The organism is Martinezella hainanensis (genome assembly GCF_900094555.1).
GTDB lineage: Bacteria > Pseudomonadota > Alphaproteobacteria > Rhizobiales > Rhizobiaceae > Rhizobium > Rhizobium hainanense.
The window spans coordinates 950,379-976,003 of sequence record NZ_FMAC01000001.1 but is presented as its reverse complement, the minus strand read 5'-3'; the positions used below and the strand labels follow the sequence as shown (position 1 = coordinate 976,003).

The 25,625-nt window shown below is 60.1% G+C and carries 28 protein-coding genes and 1 tRNA gene; 14 read left to right on the top strand and 15 right to left on the bottom strand.

Translation table 11 applies throughout. The annotated features are described in order from the left end of the window. The first annotated feature begins 159 nt into the window (after positions 1-159). The 6 genes from GA0061100_RS04740 (at position 160) to GA0061100_RS04715 (ending at position 4,545) form a co-directional block, all read left to right on the top strand. On the top strand, positions 160-807 hold the full coding sequence (locus GA0061100_RS04740) for a lysophospholipid acyltransferase family protein (RefSeq protein ID WP_075851534.1): 648 nt from the start codon (positions 160-162) through the stop codon (positions 805-807). Positions 808-809: 2 nt separating this feature from the next. Continuing rightward, the gene (locus GA0061100_RS04735) at positions 810-1,760 is read left to right on the top strand and encodes a phosphatidate cytidylyltransferase (protein WP_075851533.1); all 951 of its coding nucleotides are present in this window, start codon (positions 810-812) and stop codon (positions 1,758-1,760) included. Beyond that, complete coding sequence (locus GA0061100_RS04730) at positions 1,757-2,158, top strand: hypothetical protein (protein WP_075851900.1); 402 nt, start codon at positions 1,757-1,759, stop codon at positions 2,156-2,158. Before GA0061100_RS04735 ends, GA0061100_RS04730 begins: the two co-directional genes overlap by 4 nt. A 6-nt stretch (positions 2,159-2,164) precedes the next feature. Next, on the top strand, positions 2,165-2,833 hold the full coding sequence (locus GA0061100_RS04725) for a CDP-alcohol phosphatidyltransferase family protein (protein ID WP_075851532.1): 669 nt from the start codon (positions 2,165-2,167) through the stop codon (positions 2,831-2,833). A gap of 273 nt (positions 2,834-3,106) precedes the next feature. After that, the gene (gene mnmA / locus GA0061100_RS04720; RefSeq protein ID WP_075851531.1) at positions 3,107-4,306 is read left to right on the top strand and encodes a tRNA 2-thiouridine(34) synthase MnmA; all 1,200 of its coding nucleotides are present in this window, start codon (positions 3,107-3,109) and stop codon (positions 4,304-4,306) included. Positions 4,307-4,468: 162 nt separating this feature from the next. Beyond that, a tRNA-Met gene (locus GA0061100_RS04715) sits at positions 4,469-4,545 on the top strand. A 221-nt stretch (positions 4,546-4,766) separates the two neighbouring features. Here the strand turns inward: GA0061100_RS04715 and GA0061100_RS04710 are convergent. Together GA0061100_RS04710 and GA0061100_RS04705 are read right to left on the bottom strand one after the other, a co-directional pair. Then, positions 4,767-4,973: a hypothetical protein gene (locus GA0061100_RS04710; RefSeq protein WP_075851530.1), complete on the bottom strand. Its 207-nt coding sequence runs from the start codon at positions 4,971-4,973 to the stop codon at positions 4,767-4,769. Between the two features lie 211 nt (positions 4,974-5,184). Beyond that, positions 5,185-5,439 carry a PilZ domain-containing protein gene (locus tag GA0061100_RS04705; RefSeq protein WP_075851529.1) on the bottom strand — a complete coding sequence of 85 codons (255 nt, stop codon included), beginning with the start codon at positions 5,437-5,439 and terminating at the stop codon, positions 5,185-5,187. 398 nt (positions 5,440-5,837) lie between these two features. On the opposite strand from GA0061100_RS04705, the gene GA0061100_RS04700 reads away from it, so the two are divergent. Beyond that, positions 5,838-6,137 (top strand): hypothetical protein, encoded by a 300-nt coding sequence (locus tag GA0061100_RS04700; RefSeq protein ID WP_244557760.1) that lies wholly within the window; start codon positions 5,838-5,840, stop codon positions 6,135-6,137. 5 nt (positions 6,138-6,142) lie between these two features. Here GA0061100_RS04700 and GA0061100_RS04695 read toward each other — a convergent pair whose 3' ends face one another. The 4 genes from GA0061100_RS04695 to GA0061100_RS04680 form a co-directional block, all read right to left on the bottom strand. Continuing rightward, positions 6,143-6,394, bottom strand: coding sequence for a DUF6074 family protein (locus GA0061100_RS04695; RefSeq protein ID WP_075851527.1), 252 nt, complete (start codon positions 6,392-6,394; stop codon positions 6,143-6,145). A gap of 121 nt (positions 6,395-6,515) precedes the next feature. Further along, on the bottom strand, positions 6,516-6,770 hold the full coding sequence (locus GA0061100_RS04690) for a DUF982 domain-containing protein (RefSeq protein ID WP_069611805.1): 255 nt from the start codon (positions 6,768-6,770) through the stop codon (positions 6,516-6,518). Positions 6,771-7,141: 371 nt separating this feature from the next. After that, the gene (locus GA0061100_RS04685) at positions 7,142-7,399 is read right to left on the bottom strand and encodes a DUF982 domain-containing protein (RefSeq protein ID WP_075851526.1); all 258 of its coding nucleotides are present in this window, start codon (positions 7,397-7,399) and stop codon (positions 7,142-7,144) included. Between the two features lie 335 nt (positions 7,400-7,734). Further along, positions 7,735-7,995 (bottom strand): DUF982 domain-containing protein, encoded by a 261-nt coding sequence (locus tag GA0061100_RS04680; RefSeq protein ID WP_075851525.1) that lies wholly within the window; start codon positions 7,993-7,995, stop codon positions 7,735-7,737. A gap of 258 nt (positions 7,996-8,253) precedes the next feature. Between GA0061100_RS04680 and GA0061100_RS04675 the strand changes: the two genes are divergently transcribed. Continuing rightward, positions 8,254-8,949, top strand: coding sequence for a DNA-3-methyladenine glycosylase I (locus tag GA0061100_RS04675; protein ID WP_075851524.1), 696 nt, complete (start codon positions 8,254-8,256; stop codon positions 8,947-8,949). Positions 8,950-9,004: 55 nt separating this feature from the next. Further along, positions 9,005-10,036 carry a hydroxyacid dehydrogenase gene (locus tag GA0061100_RS04670; protein WP_075851523.1) on the top strand — a complete coding sequence of 344 codons (1,032 nt, stop codon included), beginning with the start codon at positions 9,005-9,007 and terminating at the stop codon, positions 10,034-10,036. Between the two features lie 63 nt (positions 10,037-10,099). Here GA0061100_RS04670 and GA0061100_RS04665 read toward each other — a convergent pair whose 3' ends face one another. From GA0061100_RS04665 to GA0061100_RS04650, 4 genes are all read right to left on the bottom strand, one after another. Beyond that, positions 10,100-10,756 (bottom strand): methionine ABC transporter permease, encoded by a 657-nt coding sequence (locus GA0061100_RS04665; RefSeq protein WP_075851522.1) that lies wholly within the window; start codon positions 10,754-10,756, stop codon positions 10,100-10,102. Beyond that, the gene (locus GA0061100_RS04660; protein ID WP_075851521.1) at positions 10,746-11,831 is read right to left on the bottom strand and encodes a methionine ABC transporter ATP-binding protein; all 1,086 of its coding nucleotides are present in this window, start codon (positions 11,829-11,831) and stop codon (positions 10,746-10,748) included. The genes GA0061100_RS04665 and GA0061100_RS04660 overlap by 11 nt, the downstream gene beginning before the upstream one ends. Positions 11,832-12,196: 365 nt before the next feature. Further along, positions 12,197-13,045, bottom strand: coding sequence for a MetQ/NlpA family lipoprotein (locus GA0061100_RS04655; RefSeq protein ID WP_075851520.1), 849 nt, complete (start codon positions 13,043-13,045; stop codon positions 12,197-12,199). Between the two features lie 212 nt (positions 13,046-13,257). Then, the gene (locus GA0061100_RS04650; RefSeq protein WP_075851899.1) at positions 13,258-13,761 is read right to left on the bottom strand and encodes a cupin domain-containing protein; all 504 of its coding nucleotides are present in this window, start codon (positions 13,759-13,761) and stop codon (positions 13,258-13,260) included. A 330-nt stretch (positions 13,762-14,091) separates the two neighbouring features. On the opposite strand from GA0061100_RS04650, the gene GA0061100_RS04645 reads away from it, so the two are divergent. Continuing rightward, complete coding sequence (locus GA0061100_RS04645) at positions 14,092-14,481, top strand: BRA0787 family protein (protein WP_075851519.1); 390 nt, start codon at positions 14,092-14,094, stop codon at positions 14,479-14,481. Positions 14,482-14,538: 57 nt separating this feature from the next. On the opposite strand, the gene GA0061100_RS04640 is transcribed toward GA0061100_RS04645, so the two are convergent. Then, positions 14,539-14,952: a carboxymuconolactone decarboxylase family protein gene (locus tag GA0061100_RS04640; protein WP_075851518.1), complete on the bottom strand. Its 414-nt coding sequence runs from the start codon at positions 14,950-14,952 to the stop codon at positions 14,539-14,541. Positions 14,953-15,185: 233 nt separating this feature from the next. On the opposite strand from GA0061100_RS04640, the gene GA0061100_RS04635 reads away from it, so the two are divergent. The 3 genes from GA0061100_RS04635 (at position 15,186) to GA0061100_RS04625 (ending at position 18,493) form a co-directional block, all read left to right on the top strand. Beyond that, entirely contained in the window at positions 15,186-16,346 is a 1,161-nt protein-coding gene (locus tag GA0061100_RS04635) for a CaiB/BaiF CoA transferase family protein (protein WP_075851517.1), read from the top strand. 41 nt (positions 16,347-16,387) lie between these two features. Continuing rightward, a complete protein-coding gene (locus GA0061100_RS04630) occupies positions 16,388-17,665 on the top strand; it encodes an L-fuconate dehydratase (RefSeq protein ID WP_075851516.1) in 1,278 nt (425 codons plus the stop codon). Between the two features lie 78 nt (positions 17,666-17,743). Beyond that, the gene (locus tag GA0061100_RS04625) at positions 17,744-18,493 is read left to right on the top strand and encodes a dienelactone hydrolase family protein (protein ID WP_075851515.1); all 750 of its coding nucleotides are present in this window, start codon (positions 17,744-17,746) and stop codon (positions 18,491-18,493) included. 102 nt (positions 18,494-18,595) lie between these two features. Here GA0061100_RS04625 and GA0061100_RS04620 read toward each other — a convergent pair whose 3' ends face one another. From GA0061100_RS04620 to ggt, 3 genes are all read right to left on the bottom strand, one after another. Further along, on the bottom strand, positions 18,596-20,149 hold the full coding sequence (locus GA0061100_RS04620) for a VOC family protein (protein ID WP_075851514.1): 1,554 nt from the start codon (positions 20,147-20,149) through the stop codon (positions 18,596-18,598). A 127-nt stretch (positions 20,150-20,276) separates the two neighbouring features. After that, on the bottom strand, positions 20,277-21,731 hold the full coding sequence (locus GA0061100_RS04615) for an MFS transporter (protein WP_075851513.1): 1,455 nt from the start codon (positions 21,729-21,731) through the stop codon (positions 20,277-20,279). A 350-nt stretch (positions 21,732-22,081) separates the two neighbouring features. Next, on the bottom strand, positions 22,082-23,824 hold the full coding sequence (gene ggt / locus GA0061100_RS04610) for a gamma-glutamyltransferase (protein ID WP_075851512.1): 1,743 nt from the start codon (positions 23,822-23,824) through the stop codon (positions 22,082-22,084). 275 nt (positions 23,825-24,099) lie between these two features. Between ggt and GA0061100_RS04605 the strand changes: the two genes are divergently transcribed. Beyond that, positions 24,100-24,282 carry a hypothetical protein gene (locus GA0061100_RS04605; RefSeq protein WP_075851511.1) on the top strand — a complete coding sequence of 61 codons (183 nt, stop codon included), beginning with the start codon at positions 24,100-24,102 and terminating at the stop codon, positions 24,280-24,282. Positions 24,283-24,302: 20 nt separating this feature from the next. Here the strand turns inward: GA0061100_RS04605 and GA0061100_RS04600 are convergent, their stop codons facing one another. Further along, entirely contained in the window at positions 24,303-25,568 is a 1,266-nt protein-coding gene (locus tag GA0061100_RS04600; RefSeq protein WP_075851510.1) for a glycerate kinase type-2 family protein, read from the bottom strand. Between the last annotated feature and the right edge of the window lie 57 nt (positions 25,569-25,625).

Here is a 25,625-nt window from a genome sequence, read left to right as displayed (position 1 = left end):
AGAGCCAAACCCGAAACCCGGCGCGACGCGAGTTGCGCCGGGTTTCCTTTGTGATTGCAAGGGTTGTGGATAAGCTGGGCGGATAGGCTATCGAGCTTCGCCAAACGAGCCTATCTCTTTGCCATGGAGGCATTGCGGAAGACTATTCTCGGGGAAGGGATGGGCACGCCGATCGAATGGCTGGCAAAGCCTGCCTCCGTGGCGATCGTGCTGTTTGCCCGCGCCATCACCGCCGTTCGGGCGATCTGGCCGGAGAGCGGCATGCGCACCCGCCGTTGCGTCTATTTCGCCAACCATTCCAGCCATGGTGATTTCATCCTGATCTGGACTGTCCTGCCGCCGCGTTTGCGCCGGCGTGTCCGGCCGGTAGCGGGCGCCGATTACTGGCTGAAATCGCCGCTGAACAGCTTCATCGGGCGCGATGTCTTCAATGCCGTGCTGATCGAGAGGGATCGCGAGGCACGCAAGGAGGACCCGGTCACGCAGATGACGCAGGCGCTCGATGCCGGTTCGTCGCTGATCCTGTTTCCGGAAGGCACCCGCAATCTCACCGACCAGCCGCTGCAGCCGTTTAAGAGCGGACTCTTTCATCTCGCCCAGGCGCGTCCGGATATCGATCTCGTTCCCGTCTGGATCGACAATCTCAACCGCGTCATGCCCAAGGGCGAGTTCGTGCCGATTCCGCTGATCTGCACCGTGACCTTCGGTGAGGGGCTGCATATCGGCGAGGCCGAGGAGAAGGCGGATTTCCTGAAGAGAGCCGAAGCGGCGCTGCTGGCGCTTGCGCCCAAGCGGGCGGGAGACTGAGCATGGAGGCAGCCAGCGCCGATCTCATTCATCTCGTCCTTGGCATTTTCGGCGTTCTGATCATCGCCTCGATCATCGGCTATGTGCTGCAACAGCGCCTTTCGCCGGACGGATCGAACGCCGCGATCGAAAATCTGAATGCACGCATCAAGGCCTGGTGGGTGATGGTGGTGCTGATCGGCATCGCCTTCATTGCCGGGCGTGCCGGCGTCATCCTGCTCTTTGCCTTCTGCTCCTTTGCGGCGTTGCGGGAGTTCGTGACGCTGATCAACACGAAGCGGGCGGACCATTGGGCGCTCGCCGCTGCCTTCTTCGTCGCGCTGCCGGTGCAATATTACCTGCTCTGGGCCGAGCAATACGGCATCTATTCGATCTTCATTCCGGTCTACGCCTTCCTCTTCATGCCGATCATCGCCGTGCTGCGCGGCGACACCGAGCGCTTTCTGGTGCGGATTGCCGAGGTGCAATGGGCGCTGATGATCTGCGTCTTCTGCGCCTCGCATGTGCCGGCGCTACTCACCCTGCATATTCCCGGCTATGAAGGCCGCAACGTGCTGCTGATCGCCTTCCTGGTGATCGTTGTCCAGCTCAGCGACGTCCTGCAATATGTCTGGGGCAAGCTCTTCGGGAAAACGAAGATTGCACCGCGGCTGTCGCCATCGAAGACGGTGGAGGGTTTTGTCGGCGGCGTCATCAGCGCCTCTTTGATCGGGGCGGCGCTCTGGTGGGTGACGCCGTTCACGCCGCTGCAGGCCGGTCTGCTCGCCTTCGTCATCACGCTCATGGGCTTTTTCGGCGGGCTCGTGATGTCAGCGATCAAGCGAGATCGCGGCGTCAAGGATTGGGGCCATCTCATCGAGGGGCATGGCGGGTTGATCGACCGGCTGGACTCGGTCGTCTTCTCCGCGCCGATCTTCTTTCATCTCGTGCGCTACTGGTGGTCGCTGTCATGAGCGGAAAGCTGAAAGCGCTTGCCGGCAGCAGCATCGTGCATGTGCTTTTCGCCTTCCTCGCCATGGGCGGCTGGGCCGTCTTTGCCAATCGCATGCACCCGATGCCGCGGCCGCTGATTGCGGGTTTCGTGCAAGGCGTGCTTTCAGGCTGCTTGACGCTGTTTCTGAAATCCGTGGTCGAAGCTTTGTCGCGGCGATTCAGCGGCCTTACACGCCTTTGGGCGCCGCCGCTGATCGCCTGTCTGGGCTCGGCAACCATCCTGATCGTCATCCATGCGCTGAGCGGCACGCCGGAAATCCTGAGGACCATCGCCGTGCCGTTGCTGGTCTCTTCCAGCTATGCGGCGATCTATAATTATTCGATATCGAGCGGAAGGCTGCGAAACCATGAGAGGTGAGGGGCCATGACAGACGAGGGCCAGGCAGGCAAGGGAACCGGCGACAGGCGGCCGCTGGCGAGCCGCAACACGCGATGGGCTCAGACGCTGGCGCGGCGCATGACTATGCTTTCAGTAACGCCGAACCAGATATCGCAGGCGAGCATGGCCATGGCGGCGCTGGCGGGAGCCTCGTTCTGGCTCTCCGGCGTGGCCGGCAGTTCGGGTACGCGAGTGGCCTTGCTGATCCTTGCGGCCTTGTTCTGCCAGTTGCGCCTGCTCTGCAACCTGCTTGATGGCATGGTGGCGGTTGAGGGCGGTAAGGGCGAGGCCGACGGGCCGTTCTGGAACGAGTTTCCGGATCGCGTCGCCGATATCCTCATTTTTGCCGGTATCGGCTATGGCATCGCAATGCCGGGGCTCGGCTGGGCTGCCGCCGCTCTTGCGGTGCTAACGGCCTATGTCCGCGAACTCGGGCGTGCCACCGGCAACCCCAGCGATTTCGGTGGCCCGATGGCGAAGCAGCATCGCATGGCGGTCGCGACGGCGGCGGCTTTGCTCTCGATCGTCGAGGCGCTGTGGAGCGGCGGCAGCTGGGTTTTGACCATCGCGCTCTGGGTCGTTGCCGTCGGATCTGCCGTCACGGTCTTGCGGCGCGCCGGCAATCTGATCGGACATTTGAAGGCAAAGGGATGATTCGCGATTTCGCCCGCCCCTTGCATGGGATGGCAATCCTTTCTATATCCGTCCACAATTGAGGCTGGCCGTAAACAGCGGCCGAAGGCCCCGTATGATGAAAATTCGCCGCTTTTGCATGGCATGCGGCGGTCAGAAGCATGATCCCGAAAAGTGTGCAGCGGTTTTTGGATCAGATCATGCGAAATCAAATCGTGAGAGCGTGAAGACTTCTCGAAAAAAGTCATCCCGCTCGGCAGCATCGAAGATCGTTCAAGACTGGCGGCAACGACCGTGAATACACTGGATTTTGACAAGAGGCCGGAAGATACCCGCGTCGTCGTCGCCATGTCGGGCGGTGTCGACAGCTCCGTCGTTGCCGGCATTTTGAAGCGACAGGGCTATGATGTGCTCGGCATCACGCTGCAGCTCTATGACCATGGCGCGGCCGTGCATCGCGCCGGCTCCTGTTGCGCCGGCCAGGATATCGACGATGCCCGCCGCGTCTGCGAGACGCTCGGCATCCCGCATTACGTGCTCGACTACGAAAAGCGCTTCCGCGAAACGGTGATCAATCCTTTCGCCGAAAGCTATGTGGCCGGCGAAACGCCGATCCCCTGCGTCGCCTGCAACCAGACCGTCAAGTTCGCCGATCTCCTCGCGACCGCGAAGGAACTGGGCGCCGATGCGCTGGCGACTGGCCATTACATTCGTTCGCGCCCGAATCCATCCGCCGGCAATCCCGTCCGCCGCGCGCTCTATCGCCCGGCCGATGCCGATCGCGACCAGAGCTATTTCCTCTTTGCCACGACGCAGGAGCAGATCGATTATCTGCGCTTTCCGCTCGGCGGCATGCCGAAGGCAGAGACCCGCGCGCTTGCCGAGGAGATGGGCCTCGTCGTCGCCAAGAAGGCCGACAGCCAGGACATCTGTTTCGTGCCGCAGGGCAAATATTCCGACGTGATCGCCAAGCTGAAGCCGAATGCGGCGCTGGCCGGCGAGATCGTCCATCTCGACGGTCGCGTGCTCGGCCAGCACGAAGGCATCCTGCATTATACGATCGGCCAGCGCCGCGGCATCGGTGTTGCCACAGGCGAGCCGCTCTATGTCGTCTATCTCGACGCCCGCTCGCGCCGCGTCATCGTCGGTCCGAAGGAAGCGCTGGAAACGCATCGCGTCTATCTGCGCGACGTGAACTGGCTGGGTGACGAGCGGTTGTTGCAGGCGGCTTCCGGCGAGGGCTTTGCCTGCTTTGCCAAGGTACGCTCGACCCGCGCGCCGTCCCCGGCCGTGCTGCATGCTGACGCCAGCGGCATCTATGTCGATCTCACGGTCGGCGAGGCCGGTGTCGCGCCTGGCCAGGCCTGCGCGCTTTATTCGGCACCCGGTGACGACGCCCGCGTCTACGGCGGCGGTTTCATCGAGCGCTCGGAACGCGAGCCGATGGCAGAGGCTTCTCTGAAGGCACTACTGGCAAGCCCGGTCGCGGCTTGAAGGGCGGATCATCTTGGTTTGGAGAAACCACTGATTTTTCCAAATCATCCGCTTGACACCAAGCCGAACCGCACCTTATAAGCCGCTCAACCGACGGGCTAGTGCTTTCGAGTGACGGTTCGTTTGACCTTTGCATTTGATGTTCAACATCAAGTGTGGCATGGCGGAGTAGCTCAGTAGGTCAGAGCAGAGGAATCATAATCCTTGTGTCGGGGGTTCAAATCCCTCCTCCGCTACCATATTTTCCTAATGAAATCAAATGCTTACCTCATTTGCTGGGTAGGCCGCCGGCTATTTTCTGTTGTGCCTTGCCGAGCGCTATTTCCGTTGATTTTCACGCTTTTCGCCTTCATCTCCCGAAAGACGCTGCGCATCAGAAGCTCTTAGCGATCTGCATGGGTGCATTGGTCCGCGGGGAAGGCGGAAGGTAGACCACTTCAAACAATGGAGAGGACTGCATTCAAGAACCCGATGCTCCAATCCCCTTGGGGCCATCGAGACGGGCTACGTCGTCATCCAAGGTTCGTACTGCCGCTGCCAAGGTTGCCAGTGCCGACATCATGAGGGCATGGTCCTGGCCCTCCTGGGATTGCGACTGGGACAGAGCAAGAGCTCGATCGTGAAGCTGCTGGCTGATTGTATCAAGATCGATAGTGTCTTGGTTCATAGCCGTCTCCTTCACAAACCAATTCGGCAGAGCGCCATATGCTTGGGAATGCACGGTGCGGCTTATTTGTTCCGGACGAACTTGATCGAGAGGGCGGTGACTGTGATCCGGGATATCACCGACAAGTCCATATCGATCAGATTTGATTGATAGCTCTTCCGGCGTCCATGTTTTGCAGACGCCCATAAGTATTGGTCGGCGAGGGATGCCTTTACACGAACTCGACGCCCATACTGTTGATTTTTCGCCAGCGCACTGCGCAGGTCAATAATCTCTCGTCCGAAAGTTGCAGATTGAAGGCGTTGGGTGCGGCGAGAGGGTTTTCGATTTGGATCATGGCGCCGGTATCGGACAGGTTTCGGACGAGGCAATCGAAGACCGAATGGCCGTCGTTGAATATGATTTTCGCGCCGAGAAGCGTTCGCTTTCGGGTGGCTACCCGGCCTTCGGGTGAGAATGCCGTCATCGCGTCGGCTCCTTGGTTTGTATTTTTTACTAATATGGCATGTTCTAATATCGAAGACGTTAACGGGAAGCGACGAATTGAGCGCTTTCCGTCTGTCGGGGTGACGAAGGGGTTGGCCGATATCGGCATATTGCCGGCTGGATGAGGCGAGCGCAGCCCAGTGCATCGCACCACCATGTCTTCGGGAGGTTGTCCTCCCGGCGTCATCGCAGGCGGAATATCTCAGCAGAGCCGGATGAAGGCAGCCATTGGCGAACAAGTCGCCGTCAATTGCGTTGTATTTTCAAACGGCCAATGGAAATCCATGCAACATGTCTTGCAAGACGAAACACGCTCTGGCACCGTGCCCCCATAGGGGATCGGGATTTTCAATGAGACTGTTTTTGGCAGCGGCCACCATGCTGGTGATCGCCAATTCCGCGATGGCTGCAGACGATGCCGTGAGCAATGCGTTCCGGGTCTGCAAGATGATCGACAATACCGGCTTGTTTACCGCGCCGTGCCAGGTTTCCAGCCGGAGGTACGCCGTCATGGCGACCATAGATCTGCCGAGCGCCGATGCCAGAAAGGCCTGTGCGCAGATTACCGGCGTGGTTACGTCAAAAGGTCTTCATTTCCCCGGTGGAGAATGGACCGTGCAGATCAAGTCACCGACCAGCGGCGACAAGTCCATCGCATTTTGCAGATTGCCGAAATAGCCCGGTCAAGCCGAGGCGTTGAGTTCTTCTTCGGCATAGGCGAACTGCAGTTCCATCTGGACCGCATGCATGAAGAGGCCGGCTTGCCGCGAGATTTCGCCGTCTTCCATTCCCTGTTCGCGCAAGTTGTTGGCAAAGATTGCCATTTCCGAACGCCAGAAGCGGTTTGCCGCCTCGCCGTGTAGCTGCTGAAGGGCTGTGGCACACCGCCTGACATCACTGGTACGCCTGTCGGCCGGGAATGGTAGAAGCGACATATTCTCTCCGTCATCGGCAGGGCGAATCGCCTGCCTCTGTTGGCAAGATCGCCGGCACTCGTTCATAAAAAGTGAATAATGTCAGAGAGATCCCACGTGGCGCGGGAAGGATGGGGTGATTTCACTGCATTACAGATATGCCCGCTTCCCGTGCTGCCTTGATCAAGGCCTCTCTTACGGCTTCGGCGGGGACGGCGCCAAGCATCGCTTCGAGGCAGATCCGCACTGCCGCGACGTAGTCTTCGCCATTTGCCACCGGCCAATGTTCCAGCAGCAGCTCTGCAACCTGGTGCACCGAATTGACGCGGCGGGTTCCGCCGTTCTCTCCCATGACAAGTGTAACAGCTGGAAATGGTCGTAAAGTGTTTCGTTTCAAAACGCATTACCTCCGAAACGTTCATGCTTCGGTAACACTGCAAGAAGCGTTCCGGATCGAACGCTCTCTGGCAGGTATCATCGAGGCTGGTTTCGTCCCCTGTCGTCAGGCGAGCGGTCGCAGATCATTCGCTCCCGTAGCGGTCGCTCCAGCGCCGGATTATTGCACAAATCTCGTAGAGCTGGATGGGGTCTGCGTAAGCTTTGCAGGCACGCGGGCGTGGCGGCTTGATAGTCCTAGCCGAGCGGATTTTCATGACAAAGACGTCGGCTCTGCTCTCCGGAGCGGACGCCAATATTGAAGGAACCTGCGGCCCAGGGATGCTTCGCGCGTATGGGGATCGACAGCGGAGTCGATATCGCAAGGGCGATCTAATCCAGTACGCTGGCTTCGATACAGGCCTCGATGAACACCTTCCTGGCGTACTCGCAAAGAAAGGGGTCGGTCTCGGCTTCCAGGCAAAGGCTTCGGGCCGAATTATATTTTTCGCCTCTGACGGCCGGCCAGCGGAAAAGGAGGTGATTGCGGGCTTCCTTCGGGCTTCGGATTGCCTCCGGCATGCCATAGCCGATGCGCAGATAGACCGGCTCAGGCCAGCGACTGGCGCCGGCACTAAAGATCATTTTCATTTCGACGATGCTCCGACATTGCGACTGAAACTCCTGCCACGGCAAAAAGTTTCGCAATTTCCGGAAAATCGGTCCTCACCACTCTGTGGGAGTGGCGTGAGGTCAAACAGCGCGGGTAGTCCGCGGGACTATATGTCAACCAACAGGAGAAGCACGAGAAGGCGCGCCAAGCCTGCGAAAACGATGCGCAGCACGCCTCGAAACAGGACGGCAAGGAGGATGGCTGCCAATAAAGCGACGATCATGGAGGTTTTACTGGGCAGATGGCCAAGCCTCCCGGGATGGGACCAGGAACCGTTTCATTCGCGAATGGGGTAGGGAAAAAGTAGTATAGCCTACTGGACCACCGGCATCTCGAGGGGGACGCCAGCCTCCGACGCCGCGGCGACAAAGCTGTTGCGGGCCTCCAGAGGCTGTCCCTGACCTCTTTCGACGTCGGCACAGACCTGCAGAGCCATCATGAAGGCCTTGCCCTCCGCGACAGGCCATGCGTTCAGCAGCATGTCCAACGCTTCTTTCGTATTGGCGACCGTATAGACTTTTCCGGTGCGCTTGCAGATGACCATGATGGGATAATTCCAGTCTTTATTATTCATGGCAGAAGGCTCCGATCCGACGCCGCCGAAATTAACGCTACGGTGTTCGAAATCTCAAGTTAATTTCAAGACGATATCTGGAGCAGTTCGGAACTGTTTCAATCGTCGGGAAATCAATTCGAGCGCCGGCGCGATCAACTTTCGCGTCATGACTTTCGACTGCGTGCTTTTCACAGGAAATCATTGCGCGGAGATTACTTGCACGGGGCGATGAGATCATAAAAGACTTGTCGCACAGCGTGGCCGACGGAGAGGATTATGGGAAGCTTTGCGGAGATCAAGGAGCGCGCCGAGAAGCGCAAAGGTGGCGTCGACGGGCTGAGGGCGCTGATGCCCAAAGCGCCGAACCATGAGACCCTGCGTGCTCTGTCCGATGATCGGATATTGTCGGAAATGACGCGCTACATTTTCTATGCGGGCTTTGTGCGCAATGTCATCGATTCCAAATGGCCGGGTTTCGAAGCTGCGTTCTCCGGCTTCGATCCCGCCTTCTTGAATCTTGCTCCAGATGACTATTGGCATGATCTGACCTCCGACACGCGGGTCATCCGCAACGGAGCCAAGATCATGTCCGTGCGGGCCAATGCGCAGTTCATCCGCCAGCTTGCCGACGCGCATGGCAGCGCCGGCCGCTTCTTTGCCGATTGGCCACTTGCGGATCAGATCGGCCTTCTTGCCGTTCTGGATAAGCAGGCGAACCGGCTCGGCGGCATGACGGGTCAATACCTCCTGCGGGCGATCGGTCGCGACAGTTTCGTCATGAGCCACGATGTTCTTGTCTGCCTGCGGCTTTCTGGCTTGCCGATTTCGGAGACCAAGCCGACCAAGAAAGACCTGCGGCTGATCCAGGACCAGTTCAATGCCTGGCATGCCGAGACCGGTCTGCCGCTCACCTATCTCTCGCGCATCTGCGCCTTCTCCGTCGGAATGCCGGGAGAAGAGGACGAGGCCTGATTGATCTCATCCATCGAATGATATTGGATCGGCGTCGCAAGACAGGAGGAGCAGAATGACGACCGACAGCAGACCCTTGGCCATCAGCGCGCCGGAGCCGCGCTCGCTCGAGCTGATTTTCACCAGGGATGCGTTGTCGCTCCTTCACGCGAAATATCGCCTCGTCGAGGCAGACCCGGACAATATCGCCGGACTGGGTGACGCGGTTCTCGGCGAGGCGCGCTACATCATTGGCCAGCCGCCCCTGTCGAAGGAGACGCTCGACCGTATGCCGCAGTTGCGCTGCATCCTGAACGTCGAGAGCAATCTCATCAACAACATGCCCTATGAGGTGCTCTTCGAGCGCGGCATCCACGTCGTCACTACCGGCCAGGTGTTTGCCGAACCGGTCGCCGAAATCGGCCTGGGATTTGCGTTGAGTTTGGCCCGCGGGATCGTCGATGCCGATCTCGCTTTCCGTGAGGGCAGGGAGCTTTGGGGCGGTGATGGCAATGCGAAGGCGCGGCTCGTTGCCGGCAGCGATATCGGCATTATTGGCTTCGGCGATCTCGGCAAGGCGCTGAACCGCGTGCTTTCCGGCTTCAGGGCCAATATCAAGGTGTTCGATCCCTGGATGCCAGCATCGATCCTGAGGGAGCATGGTGTTCAGCCCGCCGGGTTGGACGAGGTATTGTCCGGCAGCGATTTCGTTTTCGTGGTTGCCTCGGTCACCAGCGAGAACAAGGGCTTTCTCGGTGCCGATGCTTTCGCGAAAATGCGCAAGGGAGCGGCCTTCATACTGCTTAGCCGCGCGGATGTCGTCGATTTCGATGGGCTGATGGCGGCGGTCGCATCCGGCCATATCGTGGCGGCGAGCGACGTCTATCCCGAGGAGCCGCTCGGCAAGGATCATCCGGTGCGTAAGCTCAAGGGCTTCCTTCGCTCGGCGCATCGTGCCGGCGCACTCGACAGTGCCTTCAAGAAGATGGGCGACATGGTGCTGGAGGATATGGATCTGATGGATCGCGGCTTGCCGCCGATGCGTTGCAAGCGCGCCGAACGTGAGACGGTATCGCGCATGCGCTCGAAGCCGGTCACGCGCAACTGATCGTTGCCCTCCATTCCCGGCGGTATGTCTCTTTGCGCCGGGAATGAATTTGTATCGGTGGGACTAGCGGCGATCGAGCCGGGTGGCCAGGCGATCGCCCAGCCATTGCATGCTCCAGACCAGAACGATCAGGATGATGACGACGGCGATCATGACGTTCGTCTCATAGCGTTGATAGCCGTAGCGGATGGCAAGGTCGCCGAGGCCGCCACCGCCGATCGTGCCGGCCATGGCGGAAGCGCCGATCAGCGTCACCATGGTTACGGTAAAGCCGGCGACGATGCCGGGCATGGCTTCCGGTATCAGCACCTCGCGGATGATGGTCCAGCGATTGCCGCCCATGGCGCGTACGGCATCGATCAGGCCGCGATCGACATCGCGCAGCGAGACTTCGGCGACGCGCGCGTAATAGGGGATTGCGGCGATGGTCAGCGGCACGATCGCGGCCGTCGTGCCGAGCGCGGTGCCGACGATCAGGCGCGTCAGCGGAATCAAGGCGATCAGCAGGATGATGAAGGGCACGGCGCGGAAGCCGTCGACCAGGATGCCCAGAACGCGGTTTATCCCACCCTGTTCGGCGATGCCGCCGCGGCTGGTGACGACGAGGGCGAGGCCAAGTGGCAGGCCAATGATGAGGGATAGAAGGCCGGAGGCACCCGTCATCCAGACGGTTTGCCAGAAGGAGCGCCAGAGCAGGCCGAGGATTACGTCAGTTGTCATAGCCTAGAACCTCCACCCGGGCGGAGCGGGCTTTCAGAAAATCGCTGACCTGTGTGGGCAAAGTCGCATCGCGCGTCGGGACCGCCACGAAGAAGCGGGCCACCGGCTGGTTCTGGATATGGTCGATGCCGCCATGGACCAGCCGGAAGGAGCGGGGAAGGGCGGTCGAAAGCTCGGCAAAGAGCGCGCCTTGGGCGGCTGGGCCGGCTAGATCGACGCTGAGGATGGCTTCGGTCCCCGATGTCGGTGAAAGGCGGGCGGCGATATGCTCCGGAAGCTGCGGACGGGCGCCGCTGAGCAGGCTTGCCGCGATCTCCGTTTGGGGATTGGCGAAAACAGTCCATACGGAACCCTCTTCGACAATCCGGCCAGCGTCGATGACCGCGACGCGATCGGCGATCGAGCGGATCACTTCCATCTCATGCGTGATGAGCAGGATCGTCAGGCCAAGTTTGCGGTTGATGTCCTTCAACAGTGCCAGGATGGACCGGGTCGTTTCCGGGTCGAGTGCCGATGTCGCTTCGTCCGACAGGAGAATGGCAGGCCGGGCGGCAAGAGCGCGAGCAATACCGACGCGCTGCTTCTGGCCGCCTGATAGCGCAGACGGGTAGGCCTTTGCCTTGTCGGCGAGGCCGACGAGTTCAAGCAGTTCCCGGGCGCGCTGTAATCGTTCCTGTTTGGCGACGCCCTCGATCTTCAGCGGGAGCGCGATGTTTTCCTCGACCGTCCGGGAGGACAGCAGATTGAAATGCTGAAACACCATGCCGATGCGACGGCGCAGCGGCTGCAATTCCTTTTCCGAAAGGGGGGCGATGTCGCGGCCCTCGATGTGGATCTCGCCGCTATCGGCGCGCTCCAGCCCGTTCAGGCAGCGGATCAACGTCGATTTGCCGGCGCCGCTGCGGCCGATGATGCCAACGATCTCGCCGCGTCGTGCGGTCAGCGATATGCCATCCAGTGCCGGTGTCGTGTCAAACCTGCGACGGACATCGACCAGCCGGACGATCTCATCGCCCGTCGATCGTTCAGGCGGGGCCTGTCCGTCTATGGCAGTGGCTGGGGTGAATGAATTCATGATCGTCTCTTCTTAAAAGGCGGACTTCCAGATTGTGGAGGCTATTATACCCCCCTCTGTCACTTTCGTGACATCTCCCCCACAAAGGGGGAGATTGGTAATATTTGGTGAGCCATCACCAGGGAACACGGATCGCATACGCGGATGCTTCGCTGATCTGTTTTGCGGAACGTGCAGCGTACTCCCAACGATCCCCCCTTGTGGGGGAGATGTCACGAAAGTGACAGAGGGGGGTGCACACTCTCCACGAGTTCCATAACCAACGGTAAACTTCATCGCATCCTAACAGGAAAACGCCAAAGGCGGCCTGGGCAAGATGCCCCGGCCGCCCATCGCTCAGCGCTGTCCCCCGCGCCGTCCTGCTATCAATAGGCGCTCTGGCCGGTTCCCTTGTAGACCTTGTCGAATTCCGCCTTGACGGTATCGTTCTGGTAGGAGGCGACCAGCGTCTTAACCCAGGCTTCATTCTCGCTGCCCTGCTTGACGGCGATGAAGTTGCGGTACGGGTTGTCGTTGGTCTGCTCCTGCGCGATGCGATCTTTCGCCGAGAGGCCCGCCTTCAGCGCCCAGTCGGTGTTGACGACGGCTGCGTCAAGATCGTCGATCGAACGGCCGACGATGCCGGCATCGAGTTCCTTGATGTCGACGTTTTTCGGGTTCTCGGCAATGTCGGCGACGGTGGCGAGGATGCCGGTGCCGTCCTTGAGCTTGATGATCCCTTCATGCTGCAGAACGAGAAGGGCGCGGCCTTCGTTGGAGGGATCGTTCGGCACGCCGATGGCGGCACCCTTCGGCAGCTCGGCCACCGTCTTGTACTTCTTCGTGTAGAGGCCGATCGGCCAGATGCCCGTGTAGCCGGCAATGACGATGTGGTAGCCATGCTGCTTGATCTGGTTGTCGAGGTAGGGCTTGTGCTGGAAAGCGTTGGCGTCGATTTCGCCACGCTCCAGAGCTTCGTTCGGCTGGGTGTAGTCGTTGAAGACGACCGGCTCGACCGTCAGGCCCTTCTTGGCGGCTTCAGCGACCACGACGCGCCATACGTCTTCGTCCTCACCGCTCATGATGCCGACCTTGATCGTCTTGTCTGCGGCGTAGGATGGCGTGGCGGTTGCCGTCAAGCCGAACACGGCGACAGCGGAGGCAAGGATGGCGGCAAGGCCGGCGCGGCGGGAAAGGCGCAGCGCGTCGAAACCTTTGGAAAGCTTTTCAGTCATGGGAAATCCTGTTCCAGATGATCGAGATCGTTCTCTCGTTGACGGCTTAATCATCTCAGACGCGTATTCGCGCTGCGAAGCAGGATCATGCGTTGTGCGTTGCAGTTCTGAAAAACTCTTTTCAGTGCAGCGCAAAAGCGCAAACTAATTTTCTATAAACACGGTAGATTATTTATGCGGCAAAATAGGCATTTGCCCAAAAATTAATCGCATCAGCGATGAATGGGGTCCTTCCAAAGGACTTCCTCCGGCTTTTCCACCGGTTCGATGTCGAGATTTACAACCACTGGCTCCTGCCCGGAGCGAACCAAAACGCATTCCAGTGTCTCGTCGCGGCTGGCATTGATCTCCTGGTGCGGCACGTAGGGCGGTACGAAGATGAAATCGCCGGGGCCGGCTTCGGCGACGAATTCCAGGTTCTCGCCCCAGCGCATCCGCGCCCGGCCCTTGACGACATAGATGATGCTTTCGAGATCGCCGTGGTGGTGGGCGCCGGTCTTGGCGTTGGCGTGGATGGTCACGGTTCCGGCCCAGATCTTTTCCGCGCCGGCGCGGGCGTGGTTGATTGCGGTCGCGCGGTTCATGCCCGGCGTCTGCGCGGTATTCGGGTCGAGGGCATTGCCCGGGATGATCTTGATGCCATGTTCGCGCCAATCGACGTATTGGCGGTCGTGATCGTGACCGTCCTGATGATCGTGTTCATGATCGCCGCACATGGTCGTCCTTTCGCCGCTGGAGGGAGATTCGCATGCCTTCCACAGGTTCACTTCCATTTCACTCTACGCGAAGCCATTCAAAAATAAAGAGAATTGCAGAAAGTTATCATTGAGGCTTTTCAAGTCGAGATTAATCTATAGACTTGATCAAGTTACATGACCGGTGGGAACATTTCGTGTGCGTCCCGCGTTGCGCCGGTCACAAGATGGTTTGCCGCGCCGTTCCCCCCAATCAAGGCGCGCCAAACTGAAGAAGCAGCGCTTGGGTCTCGGAGCAGAGACCATCGACTTTCATATATGCGCCGGACTTCCAATTGAAAGGAGACAGACATGTCGAATGCCTTGCCGCCCCTTCATGAGGGTCATGCCCCCATCACTCTGCAGCAGCTCTTCCGCGAAGCGCTCTATGCCTTCGAGGAATGGGACAGCGAAGTGACCGAACCGATCGTGACGTTCGAGGGACGTATCCATCCCATCAGCGTCGTGTTCGAAACCATGCGCGAATGCACCGACATCGTGCCCAACAATATCGTCTCGGCCGTGACCGAGCGGCTGACCAAGCCCTGGGAGGGCGAAGGTCCGCTTGACACGATGACCTTTTCGACAGCGGCCCGCGTGATGGGCGTTCTGGTCCGCAAAAGGTTGCTGGTCGTGAATAACGGCGTCAACGTTGCTGCCATTGCGGCAGAAACCCAGACGGCGGAAACGTCGGATCGCTAATAGCGAAGATTGTTTATGGAAGGCCCGCTGGCATGCACCAGTGGGCCTTTTGGCATTTTATCGGTTGCCCACATCGAATTCGGGATCGACGGGAATCTGCATCGCCGTCACGAGGTGATTGGTCTGTCCGGCCAGTCCGATAACCGCCAGCAGCTCCCCATGCTGGGCGTCAGTCATGCCCTTCGCCTTGGCGGCGGCCGTGTGCGAATGGACGCAATAGCTGCAGCCGTTGGCCGTGGAGACGGCTATGTAAATCATCTCGCGCACGAGCGGGTCGAGCGCGCCCTCCGCCATCATGACCGCTTTCAGCCCTTCCCAGGTGCGCTTCAGCAGGGCGGGATCGTTTGCCAGGCCGCGCCAGAAATTATTGACGAAGTCGGACTTTCTCACCGCGCGAATGTCGTCGAACACCGCCTTGACCGCCGGGATTGCCTCGGCTTCCGCATCGTCGAGCAATTTGACCGTTGCCATTCTCTTCTTCCTTTCAGCAACTCTCATTATGTGGAACCATAATGCATTTCCTGGTGAGATGGGTGGGCGGAGCCTCCATTATCCTCCCTCTTTTCGTTTGCAAAAATCATCCATATGTGAAAATACTATTTACATAAGAAGATTGAGGCTGACGCAGAAACCGGTGACGAGGATAGTCCTCAAGGCGGAGAGGCGCTTTGAGCCGGAGCGATGTCAGGGGAGCTGGAGTATCGATGGCGTTGAAGAAGGACTTGCCGCTGGCCGGGCTTGTCGTCGTCGACATGAGCCAGTTTCTGTCGGGTCCCTATTGCACCCTACGACTGATGGATCTGGGTGCCAGGGTCATCAAGATCGAGCGTCCCGGCGGCGGCGATCTCTCGCGCGGGCTCTATCTCAGCGACGATGAAAGCGGTGATTCGACGATCTTCCACGCGATCAACCGCTCCAAGGAGAGCCTGGCGATCGACCTGAAGAACGACCGCGACATGAGCGCGCTGCGGAAGCTCATCTCCAAAGCCGATGTCCTCGTGCAGAATTTCCGCCCCGGCGTGATCGAGCGACTGGGTCTGGATTATGAGGCTGCGTGCAAGGTCAATCCGCGCCTCGTTTATTGCTCGATCAGTGGTTACGGCGAAGAGGGGCCTTGGGTCTCACGGCCAGGTCAGGATCTTCTCGCGCAGTCGCGCTCCGGTGTCATGTGGCTGAACGGCGACGAGGGGCAGGGGCCTGTGCCTTTCGGTCTTGCGATCGGCGATATGCTGGCCGGTGCGGCCGCGGCCCAGGGCATTCTTGCGGCGCTGGTGCGGCGCGGGGTGACGGGTGAAGGTGGGCTGGTGGAGACCAGTCTGCTCGAGGCGCTGGTCGATCTGCAGGTCGAGGTGCTGAGCGTGCACATGAACAGCGGCAACAAGCTGCCGGAGCGCTCCCATGTCCGCAGCGCCCATGCCTATCTTTCCGCCCCCTATGGCGTCTATCCCGCGTCCGACGGCTATCTCGCCATTGCCATGACGCCGATTTCCAAACTTGCCGATCTGCTCGGCATGGACGAACTCGCGCCCTATCGCGATGATCCGAAAAGCTGGTTTACGGCGCGTGACGAGATCAAGGCGCTGATCGCGGCGCGCATTGCCACCCGCAATGTCGATGACTGGCTCGCGATCCTCGAACCTGCCGATATCTGGTGCGCGAAAGTGCTGAACTGGCCGGAGCTTTTAGGCAGCGAGGGCTTCCGCGTTCTCGACATGCTGCAGACGGTCGGCCGCGATGATGGCGTCAGCCTGCATACCACCCGCTCGCCCATTCGTATCGACGGGCAGCGGCCGAAATTCGAGCGTGCGGCCCCGCACGTTGGCGAGCATAATGCGGCACTCTGGGAGGAGTTCGACCTTGGCTGAAGGGGTCGAGAGGTCGCGATGGATATAGAAGGAGTTTTCCAATGACGCGCATCACCAATCTTCGCGTTTTCGATTTGCGCTTCCCGACATCGCAGAGCCTCGACGGTTCGGACGCGATGAATCCGGATCCGGATTATTCGGCAGCCTATGTCATCCTCGACACCGACAAGCCGGGCCTCGCCGGCCATGGCCTGACCTTCACCATCGGCCGTGGCAACGACATCTGCTGCATGGCGATCGAGGCGATGCGCCATCTGGTCGTCGGCACGGAACTGGCGACAGTTCTGGAAAACCCCGGCAAATACTGGCGGCATCTGACCAGCGACAGCCAGCTGCGCTGGATCGGCCCGGAAAAGGGCGCGATGCACCTGGCAACCGGCGCCGTCGTCAACGCCGTTTGGGATCTGCTGGCCAAGGAAGCCGGCAAGCCGGTCTGGCGGCTGGTGGCCGAGATGGATGCCGAGCAAATCGCCGATATCGTCGACTATCGCTATCTGACCGACGTTCTCACCCGCGACGAGGCCGTTGCCATCCTGAAGAAGGCGGAGGCCGGCAAGGCCGACCGCATCGCCATGCTCGAAGGGGAGGGCTATGCCTGCTACACGACATCAGCCGGCTGGCTCGGTTATGACGACGCCAAGCTGCGTCGCCTCTGCCAGGAGGCCATCGACGCCGGCTTCAACCATGTGAAGATGAAGGTCGGCCGCGATCTCGAAGACGATATCCGTCGCCTCACCATAGCCCGCGAAGTGATCGGCCCCGACCGCTATCTGATGATCGACGCCAACCAGGTCTGGGAAGTCAATCAGGCGATCGACTGGGTGCGCAAGCTCGCCTTCGCCAAGCCCTTCTTCATCGAAGAACCCACAAGCCCGGACGATGTCGCCGGACACCGCAAGATCCGTGAGGCTATCGGCCCGGTGAAGGTCGCGACCGGTGAGATGTGCCAGAACCGCATCATGTTCAAGCAATTCATCGCCGAGGGCGCGATCGACATCGTGCAGATCGATTCCTGCCGCATGGGCGGTCTCAACGAAGTGCTGGCCGTGTTGCTGATTGCCGCCAAGTACGGGCTGCCGGTCTGGCCGCATGCCGGCGGCGTCGGGCTGTGCGAATATGTGCAGCACCTGTCGATGATCGATTACATCGCCGTCTCCGGCACCAAGGATGGCCGCGTCATCGAATATGTCGATCACCTGCACGAGCATTTCATCGACCCCTGCATCATCCGCGACGCAGCCTACATGCCGCCGAGCCTGCCGGGTTTCTCGATCGAGATGAAGCCAGAATCGATTAAGGAATATACGTTCAAGGGCTGATCTGAGACCCGGATCGACCGCTTTATTCCTTGGCAAAAGCTGTGCAATATCTGCGCAATTCTGCCAGGGAATCGATCGATGCGAGTGACTTTTGCTTTTGTCCTGACGCTTCTGTCACTCCTTGCCTATGGAAACGCTCGGGCCGGCGAGCGGGAGCAATTCACCGTTGCGACGGCTGCCGGCAATGTTCTGATCGAAGGTTTTGCCAGTAGTTCAGATAGGTCACGTCCGGCGGTCATCATTCTGAGCGGCAGCAAAGGCTTTGCCTCGCCCGCCTATGATGACCTTGGACGCAGCTTCGATACGGCCGGTATCGACGCTTATCTTGTTCACCTGCTTTCACCCGTCGATGAGCAGGCTATCGTCAGCGCCGACAGCGCACGCGCGCGCATCAACTACTATGCGGCGCGCCGGCCAGATTGGATCGAAACGACCCGCAAGGTGGTTTCCTATTTCAAAAGCCGGCCGCATCATACTGGGCGGGTTGGCGTGCTCGGCATATCGCTTGGAGCGCAAACCGCTGCTGCCGCTTCGGCTGACACCACCGATATCAGTGCGCTTGTACTTGTCGACGGCGCCTTCCCGGAGGGCTATTCGAGGCCTGTGCGCTCCTTGCCGCCACTGCTCATCGTTTGGGGTGACGCCGATCGCACTTTTCCCGTCTCGACAGCACAAAAACTGCGCCAGGTGGCCCAAGGCTTGGGTGGGCCTGTCAGCCTCGACGTCTACAAGGGCGGTGCGCATGACTTCTTTCTGAAGCCGGGGGCGCAAGCGACTGCGGCTCATCGGGGCGTCATTGATTTCTTCCTATCGCAGCTGTCGAAGTGACCTTCGCGGATGCCGCAGGGCGTATGCCCGTGAAAGGCTGCGACGAATTGGTGGAGTGCAATAGATGTGCTTTGGTTGTGCAAGCTGATACCGTTGAAGCGCTCAACTTGAGCGCTTCAACCACTCTTGAACGACCCATACATCTCCATCGTCAAACTCGTGGCCGGCAAGAACCGTTGCAAGTTCGACCTTGGCGCCGCCATCGCGGAGCCGTTCGGCGAGCGGCTGAGCGTATGGGCCGTACAGGTCCTTCTCACCGGCAATCACAAGCACCTCGACATCGGACATATCAACTACCGGCGGATTTTCGAGCGTAGCCATGGAGCGCAGCAGCACAGCCCGGCGGATGAGATGCGGGTGCAGCGACAGCATGGCGTTCAGCAGATTGGCGCCGTTCGAATAACCGATATAGACGATGCGATCTGGATCGATCCCGTAGGCATGCACTGCGCCATCGATAAAGGCGGCGAAGGCTTCGGCTTCGCTGGCGATATCGGCCTGATCGAAAGACATCGGCCCATTGCGGCGGAACCAGCGCGGCGCGCCCTCCTCGAGCGCGCGGCCGCGCACGCTAAGCAAGGTCGCGTCGGGGTCGATCTTGTGACCGAGCGGCAGCATCGTCGTTTCGTTGGCACCGGAGCCATGCAGCAGGACAAAGACATTGCCGTTCGGCTGCTCCGGCGTGAAGAAGCGATGGATGAAGGGCAGATCGCGATAGATGACGCGCGGTTCGCCGGGCATGGAGAACTGCGGCAGGATCACGTTCAGCTCAGCCAAAAGCTTCGGGCTGTCGCCGGGGGCGAAGAGGCGCGTGCCAAGCGTTGCCTCGTCCTCGTCGATCAACATGCCGGGTGCATCCGTCGCGAGTTCAAACAGGATGCGGCCGGGCTCGCGGACGTAGAGCGAGCGGAAATATTTGCGGTCATGCATCGTCGTTGGCCCGGAATCGATTGCCTGCAGCGCGGTATGGACCGACTGCAATTCCGCATCGTCGCTGGCCCGAAAGGCGACGTGATCGACCGTGCCCGTGCCCGGAGCACTGGCCCAGAAGCCGCGTGCATCGCGAATGTCGAGGATATCGCCCGATACGGAGATGAGCCGGCTGATCGCTCCGCTGGTGGCAAGCGGCCGGTAGTCGAAATGATCGACCAAAATCGCCTGCGTCTCCTCGGGCGTTTCGCTGAATAGCGTCGCGCCGCGGATGCGGCGGATCGCATGCTCCTGCGGAATGGTATCGCTCGTCCATGGAGCCGTTGCCTGCAAAGCATTGGTCCCCACAAGCTTAACGATGACGCCGTCCGGATCCTTCAGCCGCAGAACAGGTTCGCCGAATTCCTCGGAGGGACCTTCCGGCTTGAGACCGGCGCTTAACGCACGCGTCAGCCAGAAGCCGATACTGGCCGGATCTATGGCAAGCGAGATTTCGCCCACCTGACCGACGCCGGCGCGGCCGGGCGAACCGTCTTCCCAGACGAGAAAGGTAACCAGCGAGCCGGGCGATCCCGTGGCGTCGCCATAGATGAGATGAAGCTGCGTGGCGTCCTCGAAGCCGCCGGTGCGCTTGACGAGACGCATGCCGAGGAAGCCGACGTAGAAATCGACATTCGCCTGGACCTTGCGGGTGATCAGCGTGATGTGATGGATGCCGGCGACCATGGGATGCTCCAGACTGTTCTTTCGTTCTGGTCGCTATTTAGGTCAGGGCCATTGTTCAATGCAATGTGCCGTCTGTGGAGGCACTGTTCACAAAAGTCGCTATTGCTGAGTTGGCCGGCGGCGAGCCTCAGTGCTCGCCGAGGCTGTCTCCCCGCGATTTATGGCGATGGCCGCTCAGCTCCGAGCCAGCCGTGCGTGAAAAGCTGGCGTTCCAGATCACCGCAAGAAGCGCAATCGCCGTCACGACGATGAAGGCGACGGAGAAATCGATCATCTGGGCTTTCTCAGCGCCGCGGAATTGCATCGAACCATGTAAGGCAAGGGCGGCGACGCAGATGCCGAGGGAAAGCATCAGCTGCTGGAAGGTCGAATAGAAGCTGGTCGCGGTGCTCATCCGGTCGCGCTCGATCTCGTCATAGGCGATCGTGTTGTAGGCCGAGAACTGGAACGACATGAAGAAGCCGCAGAAGAACAGGATCACGAAGATGACGGGCAGCGGCCAATCGGGCTTGAAGATGGCGCACATGCCATAGCCGAGCGTGCCGATCAGGCCGAAGATGATGAGCGCGGTGCGGAAGCCGAGCGTGCGCAGGATGCGCACCTGCAGCGGCTTCATCGCCATCGAACCGACTGCGGTCGCGATGGCGATCTGGCCGGCGGCGGCGGCCGAAAGGCCGAAACCTAGCTGCAGCATCAAGGGAATGAGAAATGGATGAGCGCCCTGGCTGATGCGCGTCAGAGAGCCGGCGATGACCGATGTCCGAAAGGTCGGCATCTTCATCAGCGAGAAATCCATGATCGGTGACGGATGCTTGCGGGCATGGCGCAGATAGGCGATGCCGAAGAGCAGGCCGATGGAGATCAGGAAGACGGCAAGATAGCCTTCGCCCTCGCGGCTCGACATTTCGAAGCCGAAGAGCAGCGAACCGAGCGAAACCCCCGAGAGAATGAAGCCTGATAGATCGAAGCGGCCCGTGCGAGGACCCTTTACCTCCTCGATGAACATGCTCACGAGGATGAAGCCGATGATACCGATCGGCACGTTGATGTAGAAGATCCAACGCCAGTCGAGGTAGGTGACGAACAGGCCGCCGACCGGCGGGCCGAGGATAGGGCCGACGAGCGCCGGGATCAGCAGCCAGGACATGGCGTTGACCATGTCCTTGCGTGCGACGCTGCGCATCAGCACGAGACGGCCGATCGGTAGCATCATGGCGCCGCCGAGACCCTGCAGAAGCCGGGCAAGGACAAGGAAGAAGAGGTTTGGCGCCTGTGCGCAGAGAAGCGAGCCAAGAACGAAAACCGCGATGGCGGATCGGAAGACGGTGCGCGACCCGAAGCGGTCTGCGATGGCGCCGCTCGCGGGAATGAAGATTGCGAGGCTGAGGAGATAGGATGTCAGCGAGATACTCATGGCCGGCGCGCTGACGCTGAAGTCTCTCGCCATGGTCGGAAGGGCTGTTGCGAGCACGGTCGCGTCAAGCTGTTCCATGAACATCGCACTTGCTACGATAAGTGCTACTACACGAAAATTCGGTGCGGCCCGCCGGGTGGGGGCGGCCTGGAATATCTGGTCCGACATTGTCGGGGATCGCTCTCGATGGTGCGGAGGGGTCCTAAGACAGAACCGCAAGTCTGGTCATGGCGCGAAGGCCTATTTGAACGGCGGCTTGTATACTCCCGCTTGCGTGCGATTACCATATGAGAAATCGCAAATCTGATTGATGGGATGAAAAAAATGACGCGCATGCAGGGGCAAACGGCATCAAATGAACGTGAGGTGAATGAATAGGCGCGATATCGCGCCGAAATGCTCACGCTTGGTTTTTTCGCGTAAGATAATGTGCGCGTTTTGGCGGCCGGCTGGCCTAAAGAAGACCGGCGCCGACGATGGTGGCACCGGTCTGATTCATCGGTATTGAGGGGTAGCGATCAATAGCCAGCTGCCAACCCGGAGCCGGCGCGACTGTCTATGGCGCCGTTGTAGCGGGCGCCTCCGCCCTTGGCGATGTCGCTGAGGCTCTTGCCGCCGACAAGGATGCCGGCTGCCTGACCCCAGATCGGCCAGCTATTGTCGACTTGAACCGTGTAGCCCATGCCGGTCAAAAGCTTGATCGTATCGGGCGAAAGCGCACGCGGTTCCATGTAAACCTTGTCCGGCAGCCATTGGTGATGGATGCGCGGCGCGTCGATTGCTTCCTGAATGTTCATGCCGAAATCGATGACGTTGATGATCGCTTCGAGCGTGATGGTGATGATGCGCGAGCCGCCTGGGCTGCCGATCACCATGAAGGGCTTGCCGTCCTTGGCGATGATCGTCGGGCTCATGGAGGACAGCGGCGTCTTCTTCGGCTGGATGGCATTGGCTTCGCCCTGCACCAGGCCGTAAAGGTTGGGCACGCCGGGCTTGGAGGTGAAATCGTCCATCTCGTTGTTCAAGAGGATGCCCGTGCCGGGCGCGACGACGCCGGCGCCGAACGAGCCGTTCAGCGTATAGGTGACGGCGACGGCATTGCCGTCATTGTCGATGATCGAATAATGCGTCGTCTCGTGGCTTTCGCCGAGGCCCTTCGGCATCAGATCCTTGGAAACGCCAGCCTTATAGGGCGAGATGCCGTCGCGGATCTTCTGGGCATAGGCCTTGTCCAGCAGCTTGCTGACAGGATTGTCGACGAAGTCGGGGTCGCCAAGCGCCGAGTTGCGGTCGACATAGGCGTAGCGCATGGCTTCGACCATGTAATGCACCGTGTCTGCCGAGGCGTAACCAGTATAGGAGAGCGGATAGCCTTCCAGCACATTGAGGATTTCGCAGATGATAACGCCGCCCGATGAGGGCGGTGGCGAGGAAACGATCTCATAGCCACGATAATTGCATTTCACGGGCTCGAGTTCGCGAACCTTGTATTGTTCGAAATCCTGGTTTGCGAGAATGCCGCCCTTGTCCTGGCTTGCCTTGACGATGGCATTGGCGACAGGTCCCTTGTAGAAGCCGTCCGGCCCCTGATCCGAAATGCCTGATAGGGCGTTGGCGAGATCAGGCTGTATCAGCTTGTCGCCCGTCGCGAAGGGTTTTCCATCCGCCTTGGTGAAGATCGCTGCGGTGGCCGGATCGCGCGACAGCCACGCCTTGCCCTCATTCAGCTCGGCGGCATCAGCCTGGTTCAGCGTGAAGCCTTCCTTGGCGTAGCGAATGGCTGGCGCCATCAGATCCTGGCGGGATTTCGTGCCGTATTTCTCGCGCGCGGTCTCGAAGCCCATGACCGAGCCGGGGACGCCGACGGCGAGATAGCCATCCGTGCTTGCGCCTTTGACGATATTGCCCTTGTCGTCGAGATACATGCCCTTGGTAGCGGCCAGCGGCGCGCGCTCGCGGAAATCCAGGAAATCCGTCTTTCCGTCGCGCATGCGGATGGTCATGAAACCGCCGCCGCCGATATTGCCGGCTGTGGGATAAACGACGGCCAGCGCATAGCCGACCGCAACGGCTGCATCGACGGCATTGCCGCCATTTTTCAGCACCTCGACGCCGACATCGGTGGCGAGATGCTGAGCCGTGACTACCATGCCATGCTCCGCCTCGACCGGTGGCGGCGCGGCAGCTCTGGCGGTGACGGAAAAGAGAGCAAATGTGACCAGGGTTACCGACGAAATCGCCCGCTGGCGGAAGTGGCGCATGATGAATGTGTCTCCCATTATTGTCTTGGTGGAAATCGCCCTGAGATGACATGGTGTCACGCGCGAAAATGGCGATATCCGCTGTCACAATTTTTTAACGGAGCGATCGGGCCACAGGCCGGAATCCGAAGCACTATGTCTTTCGTGCACTACTGCGAATAATTTCGACCTTCTCACCGCGCAGAAGCGTGCTTCGCACTTGCAAGATTTATTTTATTAGTTGAGCCTATTTTAGATTTTTGCTTGTCGAGGCGAGTATTGCGTGGAGGGTAATCATGGCCGTGACGAAGCTCGATCAATGGAAGAGCGAGCGCAGGATCAAGACGAGGCCGTTGATCGTCGGCGAAAGGACGCATGTCGTCGAAATCGAGTGCGATCATTGCAGCCGGCATTTCCTCCGGTGGGTATCGACTGCAGCCGCCTATTGGCGCTGTGACGATTGCACCGCCATCGTCTAAGTCACGACCGCTTCCGATGATTACACGATCAGGATGGCGCGAAAGTCGTTGACGTTCGTTCCGGTCGGACCGGGAACGAAGAGATCGCCGATCGCGTTGAAGGCGGTCCAGGCATCGTTGTTTGCCAGCATTTCGGCCGGCACCATTCCCGCCTCGCGCAGCCGCGCCACCGTACCCGTATCGGCAAAGGCGCCTGCATTGTCTTCGCTGCCGTCGATGCCGTCCGTGTCGGCGGCCATGGCATAAATCCCGGTGTGGCGGTCGATGTCGATCGCCAGCGACAGCAGGAATTCCGAGTTTCGCCCGCCCTTACCCTTGCCTTTCAGCGTCACCGTCGTTTCTCCGCCGGACAAAAGCACGATCGGCTTGGCGAAGGGACGGTTGCGATGAAGCACTTCGCGGGCGATGGCGGCATGTACATGCGCGGCCTCGCGCGCTTCGCCCTCGATGGCATCGGAGAGTATGGCGGCTTCGATACCGGCAGCACGCGCCACCTCGGCAGCGGCCTCCAGAGAGACGCCGGCGGATGCAATGAGATGGACCTCATTGCCGGCAAAGCGCGGATCGTCCGGGCGGGGAGCATCGGCTTCGGTTTTCTCGATATGGGCGAGAACGGCCGCAGGCAGTTCGATGCGGTAGAGGCGGATAAGGTCGAGCGCGTCGGCGCGCGTGCCCGCACCCGGAACGGTGGGGCCGGAGGCCACCAAAGCAGGATCGTCGCCGGGGATATCCGAAACGACGAGAGAGACGACCTTGGCAGGATGGGCAGCGGCTGCCAGGCGGCCTCCCTTGATGGTCGACAGGTGCTTGCGAATGACATTCATTGCCGAAATCGGTGCGCCTGAGGCAAGCAGCGCCTTGTTGACGGCGATCTCGTCTGCAAGGCTCAGCGCACCGGCCGGCGAGGGCAGCAGCGCCGAGCCACCGCCTGATATCAGGGCGATCACCAGATCATCCTCCGTCAGGCCCTCGACGAGTTTCAACAATCGGCGGGAGGCAACGAGACCTGCTTCATCCGGCACCGGATGGGCAGCTTCGATAATCTCGATCTGGCGGCAGGGGGCGGAAAAGCCATATCGCGTCACCACCAGACCTTCCAGCGGACCATCCCAGCATTGTTCCAGCGCGGCCGCCATCTGGGCTGAACCCTTGCCGGCACCGATGACGATCGTCCGGCCCTTCGGCTTTTTCGGCAGATGCGCACGGATGCCGGTCAGCGGATCGGCGGCGCGAACGGCGGCATCGAACAGCGAGGTCAGGAAGGCGCGGGGATCGGAAACGGTCATGTCGAACTGCCTGTCTGCTAGAGCGTTTGTACGCAATTCCGGACGGAAAACCGCTAC